The sequence below is a fragment of the Candidatus Sodalis endolongispinus genome (assembly GCF_018777395.1).
In the GTDB taxonomy this organism is placed as follows: Bacteria; Pseudomonadota; Gammaproteobacteria; order Enterobacterales; family Enterobacteriaceae; genus Sodalis_B; species Sodalis_B endolongispinus.
This window is the reverse complement of the sequence record NZ_JAFJYC010000002.1, coordinates 834914-857618: the sequence shown is the minus strand read 5'-3', so window position 1 is coordinate 857618 and position 22705 is coordinate 834914. Positions and strand designations below refer to the sequence as shown.

Annotated in this window: 15 protein-coding genes, 9 pseudogenes and 1 riboswitch; of the genes and pseudogenes, 18 read left to right on the top strand and 6 right to left on the bottom strand. The window is 60.3% G+C overall.

Annotated features, from left to right (window positions below; all coding sequences use genetic code 11):
• Positions 1-482 (bottom strand): HAD hydrolase family protein (locus JZM24_RS17210; protein ID WP_215671179.1); only part of this gene is annotated, 482 nt, incomplete at its 3' end.
• A gap of 194 nt (positions 483-676) precedes the next feature.
• On the opposite strand from JZM24_RS17210, the gene pgl reads away from it, so the two are divergent.
• Positions 677-1672, top strand: a complete 996-nt coding sequence (pgl, locus tag JZM24_RS17205; protein WP_215671177.1) for a 6-phosphogluconolactonase — start codon at positions 677-679, stop codon at positions 1670-1672.
• 77 nt (positions 1673-1749) lie between these two features.
• On the opposite strand, the gene JZM24_RS17200 is transcribed toward pgl, so the two are convergent.
• From JZM24_RS17200 to bioA, 3 genes and pseudogenes are all read right to left on the bottom strand, one after another.
• Positions 1750-2229, bottom strand: coding sequence for a kinase inhibitor (locus tag JZM24_RS17200; protein WP_215671175.1), 480 nt, complete (start codon positions 2227-2229; stop codon positions 1750-1752).
• A 22-nt stretch (positions 2230-2251) separates the two neighbouring features.
• Positions 2252-2927 (bottom strand): annotated as a pseudogene (locus JZM24_RS17195) (type 1 glutamine amidotransferase domain-containing protein).
• A 265-nt stretch (positions 2928-3192) separates the two neighbouring features.
• Positions 3193-4473 (bottom strand): annotated as a pseudogene (bioA, locus tag JZM24_RS17190) (adenosylmethionine--8-amino-7-oxononanoate transaminase).
• 103 nt (positions 4474-4576) lie between these two features.
• On the opposite strand from bioA, the pseudogene bioB reads away from it, so the two are divergent.
• The 5 genes and pseudogenes from bioB (at position 4577) to bioD (ending at position 8286) form a co-directional block, all read left to right on the top strand.
• Positions 4577-5613: pseudogene (gene bioB / locus JZM24_RS17185) on the top strand (biotin synthase BioB).
• Positions 5613-6742 (top strand): annotated as a pseudogene (locus tag JZM24_RS17180) (8-amino-7-oxononanoate synthase). Before bioB ends, JZM24_RS17180 begins: the two co-directional pseudogenes overlap by 1 nt.
• Complete coding sequence (locus tag JZM24_RS17175) at positions 6720-6866, top strand: hypothetical protein (protein WP_215671264.1); 147 nt, start codon at positions 6720-6722, stop codon at positions 6864-6866. Before JZM24_RS17180 ends, JZM24_RS17175 begins: the two are co-directional and overlap by 23 nt.
• Positions 6844-7607: pseudogene (gene bioC / locus JZM24_RS17170) on the top strand (malonyl-ACP O-methyltransferase BioC). Before JZM24_RS17175 ends, bioC begins: the two are co-directional and overlap by 23 nt.
• Positions 7600-8286 (top strand): annotated as a pseudogene (gene bioD, locus JZM24_RS17165) (dethiobiotin synthase). The pseudogenes bioC and bioD overlap by 8 nt, the downstream one beginning before the upstream one ends.
• 151 nt (positions 8287-8437) lie before the next feature.
• Here the strand turns inward: bioD and JZM24_RS18120 are convergent.
• Positions 8438-9146, bottom strand: a pseudogene (locus JZM24_RS18120) (ABC transporter ATP-binding protein).
• Positions 9147-10008: 862 nt separating this feature from the next.
• Here JZM24_RS18120 and uvrB point away from each other — a divergent pair.
• Entirely contained in the window at positions 10009-12018 is a 2010-nt protein-coding gene (uvrB, locus tag JZM24_RS17155; protein ID WP_215671173.1) for an excinuclease ABC subunit UvrB, read from the top strand.
• A 239-nt stretch (positions 12019-12257) separates the two neighbouring features.
• Here the strand turns inward: uvrB and yvcK are convergent, their stop codons facing one another.
• Entirely contained in the window at positions 12258-13169 is a 912-nt protein-coding gene (gene yvcK, locus JZM24_RS17150; protein WP_215671171.1) for a uridine diphosphate-N-acetylglucosamine-binding protein YvcK, read from the bottom strand.
• 250 nt (positions 13170-13419) lie between these two features.
• Positions 13420-13559, top strand: a riboswitch (molybdenum cofactor riboswitch).
• Between yvcK and moaA the strand changes: the two genes are divergently transcribed.
• From moaA to JZM24_RS17100, 11 genes and pseudogenes are all read left to right on the top strand, one after another.
• The gene (moaA, locus tag JZM24_RS17145) at positions 13549-14535 is read left to right on the top strand and encodes a GTP 3',8-cyclase MoaA (protein WP_215671169.1); all 987 of its coding nucleotides are present in this window, start codon (positions 13549-13551) and stop codon (positions 14533-14535) included. Its footprint overlaps the riboswitch before it by 11 nt.
• A 19-nt stretch (positions 14536-14554) precedes the next feature.
• The gene (gene moaC / locus JZM24_RS17140) at positions 14555-15037 is read left to right on the top strand and encodes a cyclic pyranopterin monophosphate synthase MoaC (protein ID WP_215671167.1); all 483 of its coding nucleotides are present in this window, start codon (positions 14555-14557) and stop codon (positions 15035-15037) included.
• Complete coding sequence (gene moaD, locus JZM24_RS17135) at positions 15034-15279, top strand: molybdopterin synthase sulfur carrier subunit (RefSeq protein ID WP_215671165.1); 246 nt, start codon at positions 15034-15036, stop codon at positions 15277-15279. The genes moaC and moaD overlap by 4 nt, the downstream gene beginning before the upstream one ends.
• Positions 15280-15771: a molybdopterin synthase catalytic subunit MoaE gene (moaE, locus tag JZM24_RS17130; RefSeq protein ID WP_215671162.1), complete on the top strand. Its 492-nt coding sequence runs from the start codon at positions 15280-15282 to the stop codon at positions 15769-15771.
• Between the two features lie 453 nt (positions 15772-16224).
• Complete coding sequence (locus JZM24_RS17125) at positions 16225-16935, top strand: Bax inhibitor-1/YccA family protein (protein ID WP_215671161.1); 711 nt, start codon at positions 16225-16227, stop codon at positions 16933-16935.
• A gap of 18 nt (positions 16936-16953) precedes the next feature.
• Positions 16954-17948: pseudogene (locus JZM24_RS17120) on the top strand (D-cysteine desulfhydrase).
• On the top strand, positions 17945-18451 hold the full coding sequence (locus tag JZM24_RS17115) for an ATP-binding cassette domain-containing protein (RefSeq protein WP_512699079.1): 507 nt from the start codon (positions 17945-17947) through the stop codon (positions 18449-18451). The pseudogene JZM24_RS17120 and the gene JZM24_RS17115 overlap by 4 nt, the downstream one beginning before the upstream one ends.
• On the top strand, positions 18336-18662 hold the full coding sequence (locus JZM24_RS20110) for an ATP-binding cassette domain-containing protein (RefSeq protein ID WP_512699076.1): 327 nt from the start codon (positions 18336-18338) through the stop codon (positions 18660-18662). Before JZM24_RS17115 ends, JZM24_RS20110 begins: the two co-directional genes overlap by 116 nt.
• Before the next feature lie 231 nt (positions 18663-18893).
• A pseudogene (gene rhlE, locus JZM24_RS17110) lies at positions 18894-20360 on the top strand (ATP-dependent RNA helicase RhlE).
• A gap of 190 nt (positions 20361-20550) precedes the next feature.
• On the top strand, positions 20551-21495 hold the full coding sequence (gene dusC, locus JZM24_RS17105) for a tRNA dihydrouridine(16) synthase DusC (RefSeq protein WP_215671160.1): 945 nt from the start codon (positions 20551-20553) through the stop codon (positions 21493-21495).
• 125 nt (positions 21496-21620) lie between these two features.
• Positions 21621-22439: a class I SAM-dependent methyltransferase gene (locus tag JZM24_RS17100; protein WP_215671159.1), complete on the top strand. Its 819-nt coding sequence runs from the start codon at positions 21621-21623 to the stop codon at positions 22437-22439.
• Positions 22440-22705: the final 266 nt, after the last annotated feature.

Sequence of the window (22705 nt, the reverse complement as noted above, 5' to 3'; positions counted from 1 at the left end):
GAGGCAGCGAACTTCCAGATCGCCTGCGCCTCTTGCGCCGCCGCCGCCAGGCTGTCCACCTGCACAAGCGTTGGCCGCTGCGCCGGCGGCAGAGTCTCCGACCAGGCCAGGGAGCGCAGGACATGATCGGTCGGGTGTTGATACAGCATGGCGTCATCCACGTACAGCAGGCCGTGAACATCATACTGATCGAGCAGACTCAGTACCGTCAGCGTCTGGGGCTTGTCGAGAGGTTGAGCGGCTAATACCCGCCGTGCCGGGTAATCGTACAGATAGGTACCGTTGCAGCAAATGGCCGGCGTGTCTATCTCGAGGACCTGATAGAAGGGGTGAATGGCGACGTGATGCCGGCCGGTGACGACCATCACCTGCAGGCCAGCCTCGCGCGCTGCGCGTAGGGCGGCAAGGGATTCGGGCAAAATACGTTTTTGGCGGGTCAGCAGCGTGCCGTCCAGATCCAGGGCAATAAGGCGATAATCCATAGGTTTCCTATTAGGTAAGTATTTCAATCATACTGCAATGTTACACCCTCAGCGCGTCGGCGAAAACCGTGATAATCTCGCTGGCTAAGGCGCTTTAAGGGTGACATGCTTAACAAAGGCGTGCCATAAAGGTGACGAAACGTTGCCAAATCAGGGACACTATGCCTGCCACAGAAGCGAAATTAGGAGAACATATGAAGCAAATTGTCTACGTTGCCAGCCCGGAAAGTCAGCAAATACACGTCTGGCAAATGGATAACCAGGGCACGCTAACATTGCTGCAAGTGGTGGATACCCCGGGGAAGGGGCAGCCGATGGTCATCCATCCGGCAAACACGCACCTCTATATTGGCGTCCGGCCGTCCTTCGGGGTGGTCAGCTATCGTATTGATGAACATGGCCTGCTGACTGAAGCAGGTATGGCGCCGCTGCCGGGCAGTCCGACGCAACTGACCACCGATTTGCAGGGCGAGACGCTATACAGTGTTTCTTATAGCGGCAGCTGTCTCGGTGTCAGTCCCATCGACGAACAGGGCATCTTCGGTGCGCCGACGCAGACGCTGGAAGGCTTGACCCATTGCCACTCCGCCAATGTCGACACCACCAACCAAGTGCTTTGGGTGCCTTGCTTGCAAGAGGATCGTATCCGGCTCTTCACCATGGGCGAGTCCGGCCAGTTAACCCCGCGCACGCCGGCAGCGTTGGACAGCGTGGCCGGCGCCGGGCCGCGCCATATGGCGTTTCACCACGGCGGCGGATACGCCTACACGATCAACGAGCTCAGCGGTACGGTGGATGTGATTGCCATTGACGCCGCAGGCGCCGGTCCGCGCATCGTGCAGACGTTGGATATTATGCCGGCCGGCTTCAGTGACACCCGCTGGGCGGCGGATATCCATATCACGCCCGACGGACGCTGGCTCTATTGTTGCGATCGTACCGCCAGCGTCATCAGCCGGTTCGCGGTGTCCGAAGACGGCGGGGTGCTCAGTCTGGCAGGCCATCAGACCACCGAAACCCAGCCTCGGGGTTTCAATATCGATAGCCAAGGGCGGTTCCTGGTGGCCGCCGGGCAGAAATCGCACCATATCACGGTTTATGCCATTGACCCGCAATCTGGCGTGCTGGCGCCGCTGGCGCGCTATGCGGTGGGGCAAGGGCCGATGTGGGTGTCCGTGCTGGCGCGTTAACCCTCCGCCTCGCGGTCCGTGGCGCCCCCGTGCTCAAGCCATTACCTTGCGCCCGGGCATGGCGGCGGGCCATCGCATCAGCGGTAAGTCACGGTCAGCGACGCACTGCCCAAAGCGTGGAAATGCACGTTAAAACCAATCATCGCGCCGCTGGCGTTTTCATCGACCTCCAGATGGTCCACATCCAGCGCATGGACGGTGAACTGATAACGGTGGGTTTCTCCCTGCGGCGCCGCCGCGCCGCCGTAGCCCGCACTTCCGAAATCGGTACGTCCCTGCACGGCGCCCGCCGGCAGATTGTCCTGACCGGAGCCTGCCACCTGGGGCAGCATACGCACCTCGGCCGGAATATTGGCTACCAGCCAGTGCCACCAGCCAGAGCCGGTCGGCGCGTCTGGATCAAATACCGTAATGACAAAACTTTTGCTGCCTGCCGGTACATTATCCCAGGCCAGATGCGGCGAAATATTATCCCCTTGATATCCCATACCGTTAAACACATGGCGCTCAGGTAACGTCGCGCCGGGTTGTAGATCGTTGCTAAAGAGAGTAAACACGCGGGCATTCTCCTGTCTGGCATTAGCGGTTAAGGATTTTTAATAAATTTTGCGCGGTGGCCGTCGACGAGGCCGGGTTCTGGCCGGTGACCAAATGGCCATCCGTTACCGAACAGGACTGCCAATCCTCGCTGCGCTCAAAGTGGCCGCCGTGGCGCCGAAGCTCATCTTCCACCGAGAACGGCACCACGGTAGTCAACCGGCCAGCTTGCTCTTCGCTATTGGTAAAACCGGTGACCCGCTTCCCCGCCACCAGCGGCGTACCGTCAGGCTTTTTCGCATGGCGCAGCACCCCTGGCCCATGGCAGACGGCCGCCACCGGTTTGCCGTTGGCGAACGTTTGCTCGATAAGGGCGATGGAATGGGGATCTTCCGCCAGATCCCATAACGGACCATGGCCGCCGGGATAAAACAGGGCATCAAACTCTTCCGCCCGCAAAGTATCGACTCTGACGGTGGCGGCCAGGGCCTGCTGCGCTGTCGGTGCGAAACCGCTCGGTGTCCTGGGTTTGCGCGTCCGCTTCGTCGCTTTTCGGATCCAGCGGTAGCTGGCCACCTTTCGGCGAGGCCAGGGTTATCTCTACTCCGGCATCATGCAGAGTATAATACGGCGCGACCAGCTCTTCCAGCCAGAAACCGGTCTTATCACCGGTATCGCCTAACCGGTCATGGGATGTCAAGATTATGGCGACTTTCATCAGCATTCTCCATTGGTTGCGGCGCGCGGGACAAGGATCGCCGGCGACGACGCTCTGACCAGATGCCATAAGAGCGGCCCGCGAGTTCGTGGCTGGCGCCATCGGCCCGGTCATCACCCCGCTCATCGCGGCTCATCGGCGCTCGGCACGGTTTCGCCGAGCCGCATTCATGCTCGCCGGCGGCGGAACGCCTCGTGCCGCAAGCGTCAGAGGTTAAGCATAGCGTATGTGGCCCGGCGCGCATGCGCACCCTGTGCCGCCGGCGTCACGGGAGAAAATGCGCCGGTTGGTCCAGGGCGCCGGCGATAGCGTCGATGAGCCGCGCCAGCGCCGGCGGTGAGATGATATAAGGCGGCATCAGGTAAATCAGCTTGCCGAAAGGACGGATCCACACGCCGCTGACGACAAACCAGCGCTGCAGCGCCGCCATGTTGACCGGCTGCGTCGTTTCCACTACGCCAATGGCGCCGAGCACACCCGCACATCGCGCACCCGCGGATGACTGGCCAGCGGTGATAACCCGGCGCTAAGCGCGGCGGCAATCGCCGCCACGCGCGGGCGCCAGCGTTCATCCTCCAGCAGCGACAGGCTGGCGTTGGCGGCGGCGCAGGCCAGCGGATTGGCCATAAACGTCGGCCCGTGCATGAAACAGCCGGCGTCGCTCTCGCTGATAGTATCCGCCACGTGGCGACGGGTCAGCGTGGCGGCGAGAGACAGGGCGCCGCCGGTCAAGGCTTTGCCCACACAAAGAATATCCGGCGCGATTGCAGGCGAACCATTCGCCGGTGCGGCCGAAACCGGTTGCGATTTCATCGGCAATCAGCAATATGCCATAGCGATCGCACAGCGCCCGCGCCCGGCGCAGGTATTCGGGATGGTAAAAGCGCATCCCGACGGCGCCCTGCACGATCGGCTCCAGGATCACCGACGCTAGCGTGCGGTGGTGGGCGGCTAATAGAGTAGCCAACGGCGCGTCGTCTCCTTCGAGCCAGGTGTCGTCGAAACGGCGTCGGGGAGCCTCAACGAACCGATGCGGTGGCAGGTAGCCCTGATACAGGCTATGCATTGAGTTATCGGGATCGCAAACCGACATCGCGCCAAAGGTATCGCCATGATAGCCCTGACGCAGGGCAAGCAACTCGCGCCGCGGTTCGCCGCGCGCCTGCCAATATTGCAGCGCCATTTTTATCGCCACCTCCACGGCCACCGAGCCGGAATCCGCCAGGAAAACGCACTCCAGACCGGCCGGCGTCAGCGCCACCAGCCGACGACACAGGGCTACCGCTGGCGGGTGGGTAATGCCGCCGAACATCACATGGGACATGCGGCCGATTTGTTCGTTCATCGCCTGATTGATAACAGGGTGATTGTAGCCGTGAATGGCCGCCCACCAGGAAGACATGCCGTCCACCAGGCGGAGGCCGTTGCTGAGGGTCAGCTCACAGCCGTCGGCGGCGACCACAGGATAGGCCGGCAGCGGCCGGGTCATGGAGGTGTAAGGGTGCCAGATATGGCGGCGGTCGAAGGCGAGGTCATCAGCCTGCATCGGATCATCCTGTAAACTAAATTTTAAATATATGGTTGACAGTGTAGCGGCAAACTCTACACTGACGCCATCTATTTCCTTCAAGATGCTGTGGATAACCGTTATGTCAACCTCTCAACGCTGGACGCTGGCGCAGGCCAGAGCGCTGTTTGATAAACCGTTTCTTGAGTTGCTGTTCGAGGCCCAACAAGTGCACCGCCAGCACTTCACGCCGGGCGAGGTTCAGGTCAGCACGCTGTTGTCGATCAAAACCGGTGCCTGCCCCGAGGATTGCAAGTATTGTCCGCAAAGCGCGCGTTACAGCACCGGGCTTGAGAGCGAGCGGCTGATGCAGGTGCAGCAAGTGCTGGACGCCGCCCGTAAGGCACGGGACGCCGGTTCAACGCGCTTTTGCATGGGGGCTGCCTGGAAAAACCCGCACGACCGCGATATGCCGCTGCTTGAGCAGATGGTGCAGGGCGTGAAGGCGATGGGGCTTGAGACTTGCATGACGCTTGGCATGCTTAACGATGGGCAGGCGCAGCGGCTGGCGGAGGCGGGGCTGGATTTTTATAACCACAACCTGGATACCTCGCCGGAATTTTACGGCAGTATCGTCACGACCCGCAGCTACCAGGACCGGCTCGATACCCTGAGCAAAGTCCGGCAGGCGGGGATTAAAGTGTGCTCCGGCGGCATCGTCTGGCTGGGGGAGGATATCCGCGATCGCGCGGGGCTGCTGGTGCAACTGGCCAATTTGCCGACGCCGCCGGAAAGCGTACCCATCAATATGCTGGTGAAGGTAAAAGGAACGCCGCTAGCCGATAATGAGGATGTCGATCCGTTGAGTTTATTCGCACCATCGCCGTGGCGCGCATTATGATGCCGCGCTCACGCGTGTGCCTGTCGGCGGGACGGGAGCAGATGAACGAACAGACCCAGGCGCTATGTTTTATGGCCGGTGCCAACTCCGTGTTCTACGGCTGTAAATTACTCACCACGCCTAACCCGGAAGAGGATCGCGACATGGCACTGTTTCGCAAGTTGGGCATCAATATCGAACGTCGCACCGCCACCCAGGGCGATGTGGCACAGCAAGCGCAACTGGCTGAAGACCTGCTCACCGCAGATACGGCGCATTACTACAATGCGTCACGCTAATGGCCGACGGCTGGATGTCGCGTATCGATGGTGCGCTGGCGCAGCGGCGCCGGGAGCAGACCTACAGCGAACGACGGGCGCTCAGCGGCGGCAACGCTCGCCTTATCCGCGACGGCAATAGACAGTACCTGAATTTCTCCAGCAACGACTATCTGGGATTGGCGCGCCACCCCGAGGTGATTGCGGCATGGCAGCAGGGCGCGGCGCAGGCGGGGGTAGGGGGATCGGGGCATGTCACCGGTTACAGTCTGCATCATCAGCGGCTGGCCGACTGGCTGGGCTTTCCGCGTGCGCTGCTGTTTACCTCGGGTTTCGCCGCCAATCAGGCGTTGGTGGCGGCATTAACGGCCTTCGGCGACCATATTTTAGCGGATCGCTTAAGCCACGCTTCGTTGCTGGAGGCGGTAATGCACTCGCCGGCGACGTTACGGCGCTTCGCCCACAACGATGCCGACGCCATGCAGCGTCTGTTGCGTCGCGATTGCGCCGGCAACCGTTTGGTTATCACGGAAGGCGTGTTCAGCATGGACGGCGATCGGGCGCCGCTGCCGGCGTTGGCGGAGATAACCCGGGCCGCCGGCGGCTGGCTGATGCCCATGGTATCGGCGTCGTCGGCGAGGAAGGACGCGGCTGCGCCTGGGCGCCGGCCGGCCGGACCTGCTGGTGGTCACCTTTGGCAAGGCGGTGGGCGTCAGCGGCGGTGCTGTGCGCGGCGCCGGTGGCCGAATACCTATTACAGTTCGCGCGTCATTTGATTTACAGCACCGCGCCGCCGCCGGCGCAGATAGCGGCTATTGACGCCGCCTTAAGCGTCGTGCGCCGCGGCGACGCCCTGCGCCAACGCCTTTGGGACAATATCGCCAGTTTCCGCCGCGGCGCCGCGGCGCTCGGATTTGCGCTGTCGCCATCAGACACCGCCATTCAACCGCTGGTGATTGGCGATAATTTACGCACGCTGCAACTGGCACAGCGCCTGCGCGAGCGCGGCGTGTGGCTGACGGCGATCCGTCCGCCTACCGTGCCGCCGGGCGGCGCACGGCTGCGCATTACGCTTACCGCCGCTCATCTGGCCGACGATATTGATACGCTGCTGGAGGCGCTCTCCGATGCCAATCAGCAACACGCATAATCTGCCGGCGGACCTTAAACCGGGCGGCGCACGGCTGCGTATTACGCTCACCGCCGCCCATCTGACCGACGATATTGATACATTGCTGGAGGCGCTATCCGATGCCCAACACCAAAACGCATAATCCGCCGTCGGACCATAAGCCGGGCATCGCCCGCCTTTTCAGCCGCGCCGCACCGCATTACGACCGTCACGCTGCCTTTCAGCGCGCCTGCGGCGATAGGCTTTGTGACCTGATAGGGCCAGTCACAAGAGGGCGGCTGCTCGATGCGGGCTGCGGCACCGGCTGGTTCAGCCGGCGCTGGCAAGCGCAGGGCAATCAGGTGGTAGCCCTTGATCTCTCCGCCGCCATGCTGGGCTATGCCCGACAACAACGGTCTGCGGGGGCCTACGTCGTGGGCGATATCGAACGGCTGCCGCTGGCGACGGAATCGATGGACAGGGTATTCAGTAATCTGGCGGTACAGTGGTGCGATGATTTGCCGCAGGCGCTGGCGGAGCTGTACCGTGTGCTGCGGCCCGGTGGCCTGCTGGCGTTATCCACCCTGGCGCAAGGATCGCTGGAAGAACTGGCGCAGGCGTGGGGACAGGTGGATGACGGCGTACATATCAACCGTTTTCTGCAGCAGCCTTTGCCCCTTATCGCCATCGCCTGCTGGCCGAGCCGCATCGCTTGCACTACCCGCAACTGACCGATTTGTTGCGGGAAATCAAGGGGGTGGGCGCCGGTTATCTTCACGATGGCCGCACGCCCGGACTGACCAGCCGCAGCCGCTTGCGGGCATTGGAGGCCAGCTGGCCGCACCGGCCGGCGGGGCTGCCGCTGAGTTATCGCGTGGTTTATGGGGTTATCTACCGTGACTAAACGTTTTTTTGTGACCGGGACCGATACCGATATCGGTAAAACCCTGGCGGCGTGCGCGTTGCTGCAATCCGCCGCGCGCGCCGGCTATCGCACCGCGGGGTAAAAACCGGTAGCCTCGGGGTGTGAACTGACCCCCGAGGGGCCGCGTAACCGCGATGCGCTGGCGCTGATGGCCAACGGCACCGTGACGCTTGACTATCAGCAGGTCAACCCGCTGGCGTTTATTGCGCCGACCTCGCCCCATATTGCCAGCCGCGATGAAGGCCGGCGCATCGACGCTGCCGCGTTATCGGCGGGACTTCGGACGGTGGCAACCGCCGCCGACTGGCTAGTGGTGGAGGGGGCGGGAGGCTGGTTTACCCCACTGAGGGAAACGCTTAGCTACGCCGATTGGGTCGTCGCCGAGCGGCTGCCGGTGATTATGGTGGTCGGGATGAAACTCGGCTGTATTAATCATGCGCTGCTGACGGCGCTGGCGGTACAACAGGCGTGGCTACCGTTGGTTGGGTGGATTGCCAATCATCCTACGCCGGTTAGCCACCGGCCGCGGGACTATCTGGCGGCGCTGCAACAGCGGCTGGATGCCACTTTGTTGGGGGAAATCCCCTGGCTTGACGCGGCGGAAAACGCACCCTTGGCCGACTATCTTGACCTCTCACTCTTGGAGGGCCCGTATTAAGTAGACCCGTTTGGGCCGGCTGTCGGCGGTGCCGTCGCGGGAAGCAAAACGCGCGCTGCTGTTATCCGCATCCTCCGCCACCGATACCATCGCGCGGCGGCGAGCGCTATCATTGAGGCCAGGCAGCAGCAGGGTGGCGTTGCGGGTTGTCTTAGCTCGCCAAATAGCCTTGGATCAGTGCATTGTCCTGCTCGTCCAACAATCCCTGGTCCACGTTGCGGCCGCCTTCCAGCAGGTAATAACGATCGCCGGTGAGAACACCCAAGGGTAATTGCTGTTCCACCAGTAACAACGTCAGCCCGAACTCATGCTGCATGCGCCGCAGAATGTGGCCGAATTCCTGTGCCGCCGCCGGCAGCAAACCGGCGGTGGGCTCATCGAGAATTAATAGCTCTGGTTTCGGCATTAACGCTCGCGCGAGGGCGAGCTGTTGCTGCTGGCCGGCGGTAAGCTCGCCGGCGCGCGCGCCGTCTGGCGAAAAGAAACGGAAACAGATTATGGACCATTTCCGGTACCTGCCGGTTATGATTGCGCCCGGCCAGCAGGGCGACGTGCAGATTCTCCTCCACGCTCAGTTGCGAAAAAATCTGCCTGCCCTGCGGTACATAACCGATACCAAGTGATGCGCGCGCCTCGGCAGGATGCGCCAACAGATCCTGCGCCTCTTCCCCCCGCAACTGCCAGGTGACGCTGCCGCTGCTGACCGGGACATGGCCCATGATGCAATTGATTAACGTGGTTTTACCGACGCCTTTGCGTCCCAGCAGGCAAGTGCATTGGCCATAGGGCAACTCCAGATGGATGTCCCGCAGAATTTGCCTCGGGCCATAAGACTGATTTACCGCGTGCATTCGTAACATAGGCTAGCTGCCTCCCCTTGTGAAATAACCGTCGTCGGTTCCTTGGGTACCGGTGCGAGCGACTTCGGCGTGCCGGCCAATGGTTGTAGCAACTATCAGGCCAACCGTGGTCACCGGCGGTATCAGCGGCAGGATGCACTGAGCGGGCTGGCCATTGGCAGGATAAAAAAGGTTTGCCGCGGCGATTTTGCCGGACAAAGTGCGGAATAATGCACTTTGTCGGTGCCTTGCGTGATTGTTGTGGTGCAAGCGGTGCCGCTAACACCCGTAAGACACAAGTAAGATGCGCCACCGCCCTCTACCAGATCACGGTCCTGTACAATGATAGGGAGGGTTTAGTTATTTTTGGCATAACAAGCCCCATAATAAAGACAAAAAATAGCTAAAAAAACCTTTTGTCATCTTTCTTTCAAGTTATTCAATTTTGTGGAACGCAAGCTATAAGCGGGGCGGTAGGAGTTATCCACTATTCCTGTGGATAACCGTGTGCATTAGGTTTAGAAAAACCCTCCGGTGCGAGAGCGGGCGCGGGTTGGCTGCGTTTTGCCTGTATTCTCCACGCTTTTTTTATTCGCGTATTTACAACCATTTATGTAAAATCAAGTAAATTTGTAAGCGAAGCGCCTGTCGCCTCTGTTTCGTCATCGGGAGGCTTCGCGCGCGGTCCCATCCCCTGTTGGTTAATCACCTTTTCCGCTCAAAGTCAACACATTTTCCCTTCACTGGAGATGCACTTTTGTGGCTATAGTCTGTCTAATTACTGGTATTGTATCCAGTGGTTATCTACTGGTAAAATAGCCCGAGCGTTCCCATACTCATAGAGTAGCCCGCCACCCACATTTCCAGCAGGTAGTTATTACAAATGAGTAAAGCATTTAAACTGGTTTCATCGTTTAAACCGTCCGGCGATCAGCCGGAGGCCATTCGTCGCCTGGAAGACGGGTTGGAGGATGGTCTGGCCCATCAGACTCTGCTTGGCGTGACCGGGTCAGGGAAAACCTTTACCGTGGCAAATGTGATAGCGGACTTGAACCGTCCTACCATGGTGCTGGCGCCCAATAAAACGCTGGCGGCACAGCTGTACGGCGAAATGAAAACGTTTTTCCCCGATAATGCGGTGGAGTATTTTGTCTCTTATTACGATTATTATCAGCCGGAATCCTATGTGCCCAGCTCTGATACCTTTATCGAGAAGGATGCGTCGGTCAACGAACATATCGAGCAGATGCGTTTATCCGCCACCAAAGCGCTGCTGGAGCGACGCGATGTCATCGTGGTCGCGTCGGTTTCCGCCATCTATGGCCTGGGGGATCCTGATGCGTATCTGAAGATGATGCTGCACCTGACGCGCGGCATGTTAGTCTCTCAGCGCAGCATCGTTAACCGGCTTTCGGAGCTGCAGTATACCCGCAACGATCAAGCTTTTCAGCGCGGCACCTTCCGCGTGCGCGGCGAAGTTATTGATATTTTCCCCGCCGAGTCTGACGAAGTGGCGCTACGCGTTGAGCTGTTCGACGATGAAGTAGAGCGCCTGTCGCTATTTGATCCACTCACCGGTCATGTCAGTCAGGAAGTGCCCCGTTACACTATTTACCCGAAGACCCAATACGTCACCCCGCGCGAGCGTTTGTTACAGGCGATGGAGGATATCAAAGTGGAGCTGGCCGAACGGCGTCAGTCGCTGCTGGCTGCTGGCAAGTTGCTGGAAGAGCAGCGCCTGTCCCAGCGTACCGCCTTCGATCTGGAAATGATGAACGAACTGGGCTACTGCTCGGGGATCGAGAATTACTCCCGCTACCTGTCCGGGCGTGGGCCGGGCGAGCCACCGCCGACGCTGTTTGATTATTTGCCGGCCGATGGCCTGCTGGTGGTGGACGAATCCCATGTCACCATTCCGCAAATCGGCGGGATGTACCGTGGCGACCGAGCGCGTAAAGAGACACTGGTGGAATACGGTTTCCGACTGCCGTCGGCGCGGGACAACCGGCCGATGAAGTTTGAAGAATTCGCCTCGCTGGCGCCGCAGACCATTTATGTTTCCGCGACGCCCGGCCACTATGAACTGGAGATGTGCGGCAATGAGGTCATCGATCAGCTGGTGCGGCCGACTGCTCTGCTGGATCCGCTCATCGAGGTGCGACCGGTCGGAACCCAGGTGGACGACCTGCTGTCGGAAATACGCCACCGGGTGCAGATAAACGAGCGGGTGCTGGTCACCACCTTGACCAAGCGGATGGCGGAAGATTTGACCGAATATCTCGAAGAGCACGGCGAACGGGTGCGCTACTTGCACTCAGACATAGAAACCGTGGAGCGGGTGGAGATTATCCGCGATTTGCGTCTCGGCGAATTCGACGTGCTGGTCGGCATCAACTTGCTGCGTGAGGGGCTGGATATGCCAGAAGTGTCGCTGGTGGCGATACTGGACGCCGACAAAGAGGGCTTTTTACGCTCCGAGCGGTCGCTTATCCAGACCATCGGCCGCGCGGCGCGTAACCTCAACGGCAAAGCTATCCTGTATGGCGATAAGATCACGCCGTCGATGGCGCGCGCGATTGAGGAAACCGAGCGCCGGCGCGAGAAACAGCATGCCTATAATCTGGCCAACGGTATCGTGCCACAGGCGCTGAATAAGCGCATCGCCGATATCATGGAGCTGGGCCAGTCGCCGGTGCACGCCAAGCACAAAAAACGCAAGGCGATGGAGGCGGCGGCGAAGTATGGCGATTTGACGCCGAAAGCGCTGGAGCAAAAGATCCGCGAACTGGAAACCCGCATGCAGCAGCATGCGCAGAATCTGGAATTTGAAGAGGCCGCCAGCGTGCGCGATCAAATTCACGCGCTGCGTGAGCAATTTATCGCCGTTTCCTGATCCGCCAGCGCGTCCAGCGCTTCAGCCGCTCCCTGTGGGGGCGAGGCTAGCGCGGGGCAAGGGTTAAGCGCCGTGGCTGTGAGCGCTTGGTTTGGCGTCGTGGGGGTTGATCATGCGCCGGGCGCCGTGGCGGTAACCCCCGGAGTGGAGCCATGGGGCGGGCGTTGAGGGGGTCCCTCCAGGGCGGTTGCTCTTAGGGTCGTTTGCCAGCCTGCGCCCGGCGTACCGGGCGTCGACTGTCAGCCGAGGGACTGCAGCGCCAGATCCAGCGCTTGGCGCAGCAGCGCGCGATCGTGGTGGTGGGGTTCATCCTCCGCCGCCAACGGCCGCTGTATTATGACGCGATCCGCCAGATTTTCCGCCGCCGTGGCCGGCCCGATAACCACCCCGTCAATCACCTTTTCCCGGCCGATGGCCTGCTCCATCATGTGCACTTTCTGCGCCAGCGTCATACTCGCCGCCGCAACGCTGAGCTCCCGGCCCAGGTTATCAAGGTAAATCATCGGCGCGCGGGCGCAACGCAACGCCTGCGTCAAATCTTCCAGCAGCAATAGAGGCATCAGGCTGGTCAGAAAACTGCCCGGGCCGATAATGATCAGATCCGCACCGGCGATGGCCAGCAGCGCTTCGCGCGTGGTCGTCACCGGCGCTGTCAACGTCAGTTGGACGGGCAGTTTGGCCAGCCGGTCAATGGCCACTTCACCGTACACGGTGTCGCCGGCCAGCGTGGTGGCTTGCAAATCAACCGGTTGTTCCGACATCGGGATCAGGCTGGCATTGACTTTAAGCAGGTTGCGAATGAGGTTGATGGCCTCGAGCGGCCTAACGCTGAGATTGTCCAGCGCCTTCAACATCAAATTGCCCAGATTATGGCTCGCCAGTTCGCCATGGCCGCCGAAGCGGTATTCAAACATCGCCGAGGAGATGCTCGGTTCGGCGATCAGCTGATTGAGGCAGTTGCGGGTATCGCCCCAGGCGATACCGCCTTCGGATTGCCTGATGCGGCCGGAGGAGCCGCCGTTATCGGTGGTGGTCACAATGCCCGTCAGTCGTGACCCCAAAAAGGATAGCGCAGACATGACCCGGCCCAAGCCGTGGCCGCCTCCCATGGCGACCACCTGATCCAGATCGGCTAACGTTCTGTTGCGCATAGGTCTCCTGATGGTGTGAAGCGGGTGTCTGAGGCTGAGTGTGGCATAAAATAGCGTATTTGCCGGCAAAAGCGAACCGGGTCGCGCGCCGATAAGCGGTTTTTGGCAACTAAAATGGAAAACCATCGCAATTTCAACGTTATATATAAATTTATATAACGGTCTTTCGCGCTGTACGCATGGTAACCGCGTGGCTTTAAGGCTATTATAGTAGATAGTCAAGCATTCCTTTTCGCCCCGTTAGGCGTAAAGGTATACATAACTCCTAGCCTTTACGCCTAAGTGGCCCGTTTGAGCCATACGAGGTTCTGGCCGTGGCGAAGCCACCAGGGTGCAGGGTAGAAATGCCGGCATCTCCCGTATTTGGAAAGGTGTTACTGTGTCACAACTCATCGATGCGTTCGAGCGCAGATTTTACTATCTGCGCTTGTCAGTCACGGACGTTTGTAATTTCCGCTGCAACTACTGCCTGCCTGATGGCTATCGCCCGCAGGGTACCCGCAATACCGGCTTTCTATCGCTGGACGAGATCCGCCGCGTCACCCGCGCCTTCGCCGAGCTGGGGACAGAAAAGGTCCGCCTCACCGGCGGCGAACCGTCGCTGCGGCGGGATTTCACCGATATCACTGCAGCGGTGCGCGCCAATCAGGCTATCCGTACCGTCGCGGTCACCACCAACAGGTATCGGCTGGCGCGTGATGTCGCGGCCTGGCGCGACGCCGGGCTCACGGCGCTGAACGTTAGCGTCGACAGTCTGGACGCCCGCCAGTTTCAGGCTATTACCGGCCAGGATAAATTCCATCAGGTGATGGCCGGCATCGATGCCGCCTTCGAGGCCGGTTTTGACAAGGTAAAGGTCAATACCGTGCTACTGCGCGACGTGAACGACGTTCATCTGGATACGTTCCTGGCGTGGATCAAACCGCGACCGCTGCAGCTGCGCTTTATCGAGCTGATGGAGACCGGCGACGGCAGCGCGCTGTTCCGTGAGCGTCACTTTTCTGGCGATCTTATTCGCCGGCGGCTGGAGCAACGCGGCTGGCAATGCCAGCCGCGCGGGCGCACGGATGGCTCGGCGCTGGTGTTTCGCCATGTGGATTATCAGGGCGAAATCGGCCTTATCATGCCTTACGCCAAAGATTTCTGCGCCAGCTGCAATCGCCTGCGCGTGTCGTCGCTGGGAAAATTGCACCTGTGCCTGTTTGGCGACGGCGGTGTTCCGCTGCGCGATTTGCTCGACAGCGACGCTACGCTTGAAGCGCTGAAAACCCGTATCGCGGGCGGATTGCAGCATAAAAAACAGACCCATTTTTTGCATCAGGGCAATACCTGCATCACCCGCAACCTTTCCTATATCGGCGGCTAGGCCTGCCCGGAGAAAACGTATGTCGCGACTAACCCATATTACCGAGCGCGGCGAGGCGCATATGGTGGATGTTTCCGCCAAAGCTGATACGGTGCGCGAAGCGCGCGCCAGCGACTATGTCACCATGGCGCCCGCCACGTTGGCGATGATCCTCGACGGCCAGCATCATAAAGGCGATGTGTTCGCCACCGCCCGCATCGCCGGTATTCAGGCGGCGAAGCGCACATGGGAGTTGATTCCTTTGTGCCACCCGCTGTTACTCAGCAAGGTCGAGGTGCAACTGACGGCCAAAACCGAACAGCACCGGGTGCGGATTGAGGCGGTCTGCCGCCTGACCGGTAACACCGGCGTGGAAATGGAGGCGCTGACCGCGGCCTCGGTGGCCGCCCTGACGATTTACGATATGTGCAAGGCGGTGCAAAAGGATATGGTTATCGGCCCGGTGCGCCTGCTGGAGAAAAGCGGCGGTGAATCTGGCGATTTCACGGGGGATGAGGCGTGATTACGGTGTTGTTCTTTGCCCAGGTCCGCGAGCTGACCGGTGTCGAGCGTTTATCGGTCGACGCGGGATTCGCCTCGGTGGAAGCTCTGCGTCAGGCGCTGGCGGCGCGCGGCGATCGCTGGGCGCTGGCGCTGGAACCGGGCAAACTGCTGGCGGCGGTCAATCAGTCGCTGGTGACGGCGGAGAACCCGCTGGCCGCCGGCGATGAAGTGGCGTTCTTCCCACCTGTCACGGGGGGCTAAATGGAGGCAACCCTGATTGAGGTTGGCGCGGGCGATTTCGACGTCGCGGCGCTGTATGCCTGGCTGTACGCCAGCGATAACGATGGTGCGGTAGTCACCTTTACCGGCAAAGTGCGCAGCCATAATTTGTGCGCCGAGGTCAGTAAGCTGACGTTGGAACATTATCCAGACATGACCGAAAAAGCGCTGGCGGACATCGCGGCGCAGGCGCGCGAGCGCTGGCCGCTGACCCGGATCGCCTTGCTGCATCGCGTCGGCGAACTCGGCGCTGGCGAGCGAATTGTCTTTGTGGGCGTCAGCGGCGCTCACCGCGCCGCGGCGTTCAGTGCCGCAGAATATATGATGGATATTCTCAAAACCCTGGCGCCGTTCTGGAAACGGGAGTCAACCCCTGCCGGCAGCCGCTGGCTGGACGCGCGCGTCAGCGATCAACGCGCGGCCGAACGTTGGCAAGGTTGTTCTCCTGCCGGTGAAACAGACAGCACCGGCTGAGCCGTCGGCCGCGATGGCGGGGCACAGCCATCATCGAGCGCGCTGCTGTATAAGGGCACTGCCTTCATCGAGTGCGCGGTTATGTAAGGGAACCGCCTTCGTCGAGTGCGCGGTTATGCGAGGGGCACTGCCTTCATCGTGTGCGCGGTTATGTAAGGGAACCGCCTTCGTCGAGCGCGCGGTTATGCGAGGGGCACTGCATTACATCGTGTGTGCGGTTATGTAAGGGAACTTCCTTCGTCGAGCACGCGGTTATGCGAAGGGGACTGCCTTCATCGAGTGCGCAGTTATGTGAAGAGGACATCCTCTGCCGGCCGTGCTTTTATGCGAGGGGGCATTCTACGTCGGGCGCGCTTTTATGATATACTTGGCAGAGGTGGGTCGTCCGCGCGGCCTGGGATAATTCGCCCGCGTGCGGCCTATAACTCTTTCGCAAACTCAAAGGTGATAGTCATGGATCGCTTTCCCCGCTCCCAGGGTTCCATCGTAGAACGCGCCAACAGCGCGGTGCAGCCGTTTATGGCGCAGGTCTACGGCTGGATGACCTGCGGATTGCTGTTAACCGCCTTCGTGGCCTGGTACGCCGCCCGCACCCCGGCGCTGCTGCAGTTTATTTTCTCCAGTCAGATTACCTTTTTTGGTCTGATTATCGCCCAATTGGCGCTGGTGTTTGTCATTTCGGGCATGGTCAACCGCCTTAGCGGTGCGGTGGCGACGTCGCTTTTCATGCTGTACTCGGCGTTAACCGGGCTGACGCTGGCGAGTATTTTCATCGTCTATACCGCGACCTCCATTGCCAGCACCTTTGTTGTGACCGCCGGCATGTTCGGCGCCATGACGCTTTATGGCTATACCACCAAGCGGGATTTAAGCAGTTTCGGCAACCTGCTGTTTATGGCGCTTATCGGTATCGTGCTGGCATCGCTGGTGAATATCTGGCTGAAAAGCACCGCGCTGATGTGGGCGGTAACCTATATCGGCGTTGTGGTGTTCGTCGGACTGACTGCCTATGACACCCAGAAACTGAAGAACATGGGCGCACAACTGTCGTTGGACAATAAAGACCAGTTCCGTAAATATTCCATCGTCGGCGCTCTGAGCCTGTATTTGGATTTCATCAATCTGTTTTTGATGTTGCTGCGTATCTTTGGCAATCGACGCTAAGCCGGAGCCGAGGATACGATGAGCGATCTTGCCCAACGGTTGGCCGGCATTCCCCGGCTGGATATTATTGTCCCGCCGACGCCGCTCGAGCATCTCCCCCGGCTGTCGGACTTTCTCGCGCGCGATATCTTTATCAAGCGCGACGATTTCACCCTGCTGGGCCTGGGCGGCAACAAGCTGCGCAAGCTGGAGTATCTGGCCGCCGATGCCCTGCGCCAGGGCGCCGACACACTGTTGACCGCCGGCGCCATCCAGTCGAACCACGTGCGGCAGACGGCGGCGCTGGCGGCCAAATTGGGTTTGCACTGCGTCGCGCTATTGGAACAGCCGACCGGTACGTCCGGTGGGAATTACCTGACCAACGGCAACCGGCTGTTGCTCGATTTGTTCCAGTGCGAGGTCATCGCGTGCGAGGCCATCACCCAACCCGTCCAGCAGTTGGCAGATGCGGCGCTGCGCCTGGAGGCGCAAGGTTTTCGGCCTTATGTCATACCGGTGGGTGGCTCCAATGCACTAGGCTCGCTGGGCTATGCCGGTTGTGCGCTGGAGATAGCCCATCAGTGCCAGGGAGTGATTCAGCCGGGCGCGGTGGTAGTGCCTTCGGGCAGCGGCGGCACGCACGCGGGACTGGCGGTCGGGCTGGCCGCCGTGCTGCCGGAAACGGCGTTGATCGGCGTGACCGTTTCGCGCCGCTCGGAGCAACAGCCCCTCATTGCGGGTCTGGTGGCACAAGTGAGAGAGCAATTGTCGCTCGCACCGCCGGCCGCGGAGATTATCCTGTGGGACGAGTATTACGCACCTGGCTATGGTCTGCCCAATGACGAGGGCCGCGAGGCGATTGAGCTACCCGCGCGTCTGGAGGGCATTGTGCTGGACCGGTTTATACCGGTAAGGCCATGGCAGGGCTGATTGATGGCCTGGAACGCGACCGTTTTCCCGACGGGCCGCTGGTGTTCGTGCATACCGGCGGCGCGCCGGCGCTGTTTGCTTATCATCATCTGGAGACCCGATGAGCGCGATTGAAGTTAAATGGCTGGTTAAGACGTTTAACGACCACATGGTGCTCGAGTGTACCAGTCTCGCGGTAAATCCCGGCGAGGTGTTGGAGATAGTGGGCCCGAGCGGGTCCGGCAAAACCACGTTGTTGCGCAGTATAAACCTGCTGGAGACGCCGGATGACGGCAGTATTCAGGTGGGAGATATCACCATCTACGCCAGCCGTCCGCTGAGCGACCAGAAAGCGCAAATCCGCGCCCTGCGCCAGCAGGTCGGGTTTGTGTTTCAGAATTTTAATCTGTTTCCCCACCGCTCGGTGCTCGACAATATCATTGAGGGGCCGCTGGTGGTGAAGAAGGAGCCACGCGCCGAGGTGGTCGCGCGCGCGCGAACTGCTGGCCAAGGTGGGTCTGAGCGGCAAAGAGGACGCCTTTCCCAAACGGCTGTCCGGCGGTCAGCAGCAACGGGTGGCTATCGCCCGCGCGATGGCGATGCGTCCGGCGGTGATTTTGTTCGATGAACCGACGTCGGCGCTCGATCCCGAATTGGTGGGCAAGGTGCTCAGCACCATCCGCGCGCTGGCCGAGGAGCGATGCACCATGGTTATCGTCACCCACGAGATGGGATTTGCCCGCGACGTCGCCGACCGCGCGATTTTTATGGATGAGGGCAACATCGTGGAGCAGGGGCCCGCGCGTGATGTCTTCGCGCATCCGGATTTTTCTCAATAAATTTCTCGGCGCCTGACAGCAAAGGCACGCTCCACCGCCTTGTCCCCGGTGGGGCGGGAAGGATTACAGTTATTTACCGGATACTCGTGCCCAACGGCCGGATATTTTGCTACAATCTCGTTATTGATGTTTTGTCCGTTCACCATGGTAAGGCTTTGCCTCCCATCTGATTATCCCCCTGAGCGCGGTTTCGGCCGGCGACATCGGGGCGGGTCTGGAGTTTTTCAGTCTATGTCATTTGATTCACTTGGCCTGAGTGCCGAGATTTTGCGCGCATTAGCGGAAAATGGTTATCTCGAACCGACGCCGGTTCAGCAGCCCGCCATCCCTTATGTCTTACAAGGCCGCGATATTATGGCCAGTGCCCAGACCGGCACCGGCAAAACCGCCGCCTTTACCCTGCCCATCCTGCAGTTGCTCGACCAGCGCCCGGCGCCGGCCGGTAAACAGCGTCGGCCCGTCCGGGCGCTTATTCTGACGCCGACCCGTGAGCTGGCGGCGCAGATTGGCGAAAATATAACCGAATACAGCGCCCATCTCGGCCTGCGTTCGCTAGTGGTGTTCGGCGTCGTCAGCATCAACCCGCAGATGATGAAGCTGCGGGGCGGGGTAGAGGTACTGGTGGCGACCCCAGGCCGTTTGCTGGATTTGGCTCATCAGCGCGCGGTCGATTTGTCGCAGGTGGAAATTCTGGTGCTGGATGAAGCCGATCGCATGCTGGATATGGGCTTCATCCACGATATCCGCCGGGTGATGAAACTGTTGCCGGCAAAACGTCAGAGCCTGATGTTTTCCGCGACCTTCTCCGATGAGATTAAAACGCTGGCCAACACCCTGCTGGATAATCCGGCGTCGGTTGAGGTCGCGCGGTGCAACACCGCGTCTGAGCAGATCACCCAGTTCGTGCATATGGTCGATAAGAAGCGTAAGCGCGAGCTGCTTTCCGATATGATTGGCCGCAACAACTGGCAGCAGGTGCTGGTGTTTACCCGCACCAAGCACGGCGCCAACCATCTGGCGGAGCAGCTTAACAAGGACGGCATTACCGCCGCCGCGATCCACGGCAACAAGAGCCAGGGCGCGCGTACCCGGGCGCTGGCGGATTTCAAACAGGGCAGCATCCGCGTGCTGGTGGCAACCGATATCGCCGCCCGCGGTCTGGATATCGACTTGCTTCCGCACGTGGTTAGCTATGAATTGCCACAGGTGGCGGAAGATTATGTATACCGCATTGGCCGCACCTGACGCGCGGCGGCTACCGGCGAAGCGCTGTCGCTGGTCTGCGTCGATGAGCTGGGCCTGCTGCGCGATATTGAGCGTTTGCTGAAAAAGACCATCCCGCGTATCGCGTTACCGGGCTATGATCCAGACCCCAGCATTAAAGCGGAGCCCATCCAGCAGGGACGTGGCAGTCGGGGCGGCGGCGCTGCCCGCGGCGGCCGCGGCGCGCCCGCACGCGATAGCCGTTCAGGTCCGTGCCGCGATGGGGCTCATCCGCGCCGTAGCGCGTCAGGCCATAACGCTGCCCGCGGCGGGAATGCTACCGGTAACGGCGGTGCCCGTAGCGGGCGCTGCGGCAATTATGCCGGTAACGGTGGCACCCGCAGCGGCAACCCGCTGCCCGCCTTGACGGCGTCGGGGCCATTACAGACGCCGGCAACCCGCTGTCCGCCCTGTCGGCGTCGGGATCGTCTCTGACATTGGCAATACGTAATTCCTTCAGCAGCTTGTGCATACCGACCATCTGCGCATAACAGAACGGTGCTTTATCTTCCCGGCGCCACGGTAATTCAGGCGGGCCATGTCTTTGTCTCGCATGCGCTTATCGTTTGCATTTGGCGGCGGTTTTCCCCTAGTATTGCTCCCCTGCTGGTTATCGGGTGGTGTTATGCGTGTGGTATTGGCTCCGATGGAAGGCGTGCTTGACGCGCTGGTCCGCGAGCTGCTGTGCGAAATCAATGATTACGATCTGTGCATCACCGAGTTTTTGCGGGTGGTGGACGGGCTGCTGCCGGAAAAATCCTTCTATCGACTCTGCCCCGAACTGCGCCGGCACATCCGGACCCCTGACGGTACGCCCGTGCGGGTGCAACTGCTGTGGCAAAATCCCCCCTGGCTGGCGGAAAATGCCTGGCGCGCGGCGGCGTTGGGATCGTGGGGGGTGGACCTCAACTGCGGCTGCCCGTCGAAAACCGTCAACGGCAGCGGCGGCGGCGCGACGCTGTTAAAAGACCCGGAGATGATTTATCAGGCCGCGAAAGCGATACGCGCGGCGGTGCCCGCCGATCTGCCGGTTTCGGTCAAGGTTCGTCTTGGCTGTGATTCCACCGGCCGCAGCCTGGAAATCGCCGATGCGGTGGAGCAAGCCGGCGCCAGCGAAATCGCGGTACACGGCCGCACCAAAGAAGAGGGCTACCGGGCCGAATGTATCGATTGGCCAGCCATCGCGGCTATCCGCCGGCGTTTACGTATTCCGGTCATCGCTAACGGTGAAGTTATGGACTGGCAGAGCGGGCAGGCGTGTCTGGACAGCTCCGGCTGTCAGGCGCTGATGATTGGGCGCGGCGCGCTCAGTGTACCCAACCTCAGCCGGGTGGTGAAACACCATGCGCCACCGCTGACCTGGCCGCAGGTGGTCAGCTTGCTGCAAAAATACAGCCGTATGGAGAAACAGGGTGATACCGGGATGTACCATGTGGCCCGCATTAAACAGTGGCTTAATTATCTGCGCAAACAGTATGCCGAAGCCGATGAGCTGTTTGCGACCGTACGCGCGCTGAAAACCTCGTTGGCGATAGGTGATGTGCTCTGCCGCCTTGCGGACGGGACGTAATGACTTTCTACCGCAGACAAACACCTCTTTCCTGACTGCTGGGGCCGCCGGGCGCTACTCTTTGCTGCGTATATGGCGCGACGTCGTCGCATTCACCGGATCCGCTGCCCGTTCAAAGGACGATCATGAAAGACAATTCCCTGCGCAAATCGTACATATTGCAGCATTTGCCCCTGCAGCTTCCCGGTCTGGAAATTTCCCCGCTGTTCCGTCCGGCGACGGACAAGGCGCTGCACAATGTGTGCTACACCGATTACACCTCGGCGGAGGAGTCGCGGCAAAAACACGCCCATTATGAGCATGATGAGATTGTCGACATCGATTTTATCTGTCACCCCCACGCCACGCTGCAAAGCTGCGTGCCGGATCAACAACAGTTCGACTGGTCGGTGGCATCGCATGTGCTGGAGCATGTCCCGGACCCGCTGGGCTGGATCCTGGAGGTGCTGGCGGTACTTAACGACGGCGCGGTGTTCTCGTTGGTGCTGCCCAATAAACGTTATTGTTTCGATCGGTTTCGTCAAACCAGCAGCGCGGCGCAATGGCTGCAGTGGTGGTTGACCCGCCAGCGTATACCGGCGCCGCAGCAGCTTTATGATTTCCTGCGCCATTGCACCTCCGACGACGGCGAGATGTATGAGAGATTAAAGGATTTAAGCCCCGAAGCATACCAGCAGACCCGCTGTCCGCATTACGCCCAGCAGCAGGCGCTGGAATTCGTGCTTAACGCCTGGACCACCGGCCACTATTTCGATGCCCACTGCTCGGTTTTTACCCCCGAGAGCGCCGCGGCGCTGATGGCCGAAGTGGTTGAGCTCGGTATTTTGAATGTGGCGGTGTCGGCACCCCAGCAGTATGAGGATGAGTTTTATATCCGGTTGACCAAACTGGGCGAGCCGGCGCTCTCACATCCCGGCCCGGGGGCGTCATCTTCTCCACCTTGAACCAGCCAGAGCAACAACGTCTGTCGCACTGCTACCCGCGTCCGCCACACTGGCGGGTCATAGCCTGCTCTGCCGCCTACCGCTTATCGCTTATTATTTATCCCCTACCGTCTGCTCAAAACGCCTGGCGCTTTTGCCTGCCGGCTGGGTTACCTGCCCTGATTTTCCATTCGCGTCGCTGGCACGGCCAATGCGTTGACGCGGTAAGAATTTAGCGCGCTAAGGTGTCTGCCGTATTTTGTGCGCGACCTTCGTGTGACCTCATC

Bases quoted from the DNA above. Each gene is read 5' to 3' on its own strand.
- pgl (WP_215671177.1), top strand. From the start codon at position 677: ATGAAGCAAATTGTCTACGTTGCCAGCCCGGAAAGTCAGCAAATACAC.
- JZM24_RS17175 (WP_215671264.1), top strand. From the start codon at position 6,720: ATGCCAATCAGCAACACGCATAATCTGCCGGCGGACCTTAAACCGGGC.
- uvrB (WP_215671173.1), top strand. From the start codon at position 10,009: ATGAGTAAAGCATTTAAACTGGTTTCATCGTTTAAACCGTCCGGCGAT.
- yvcK (WP_215671171.1), bottom strand. From the start codon at position 13,169: ATGCGCAACAGAACGTTAGCCGATCTGGATCAGGTGGTCGCCATGGGA.
- moaC (WP_215671167.1), top strand. From the start codon at position 14,555: ATGTCGCGACTAACCCATATTACCGAGCGCGGCGAGGCGCATATGGTG.
- moaE (WP_215671162.1), top strand. From the start codon at position 15,280: ATGGAGGCAACCCTGATTGAGGTTGGCGCGGGCGATTTCGACGTCGCG.
- JZM24_RS17125 (WP_215671161.1), top strand. From the start codon at position 16,225: ATGGATCGCTTTCCCCGCTCCCAGGGTTCCATCGTAGAACGCGCCAAC.
- JZM24_RS17115 (WP_512699079.1), top strand. From the start codon at position 17,945: ATGAGCGCGATTGAAGTTAAATGGCTGGTTAAGACGTTTAACGACCAC.
- dusC (WP_215671160.1), top strand. From the start codon at position 20,551: ATGCGTGTGGTATTGGCTCCGATGGAAGGCGTGCTTGACGCGCTGGTC.
- JZM24_RS17100 (WP_215671159.1), top strand. From the start codon at position 21,621: ATGAAAGACAATTCCCTGCGCAAATCGTACATATTGCAGCATTTGCCC.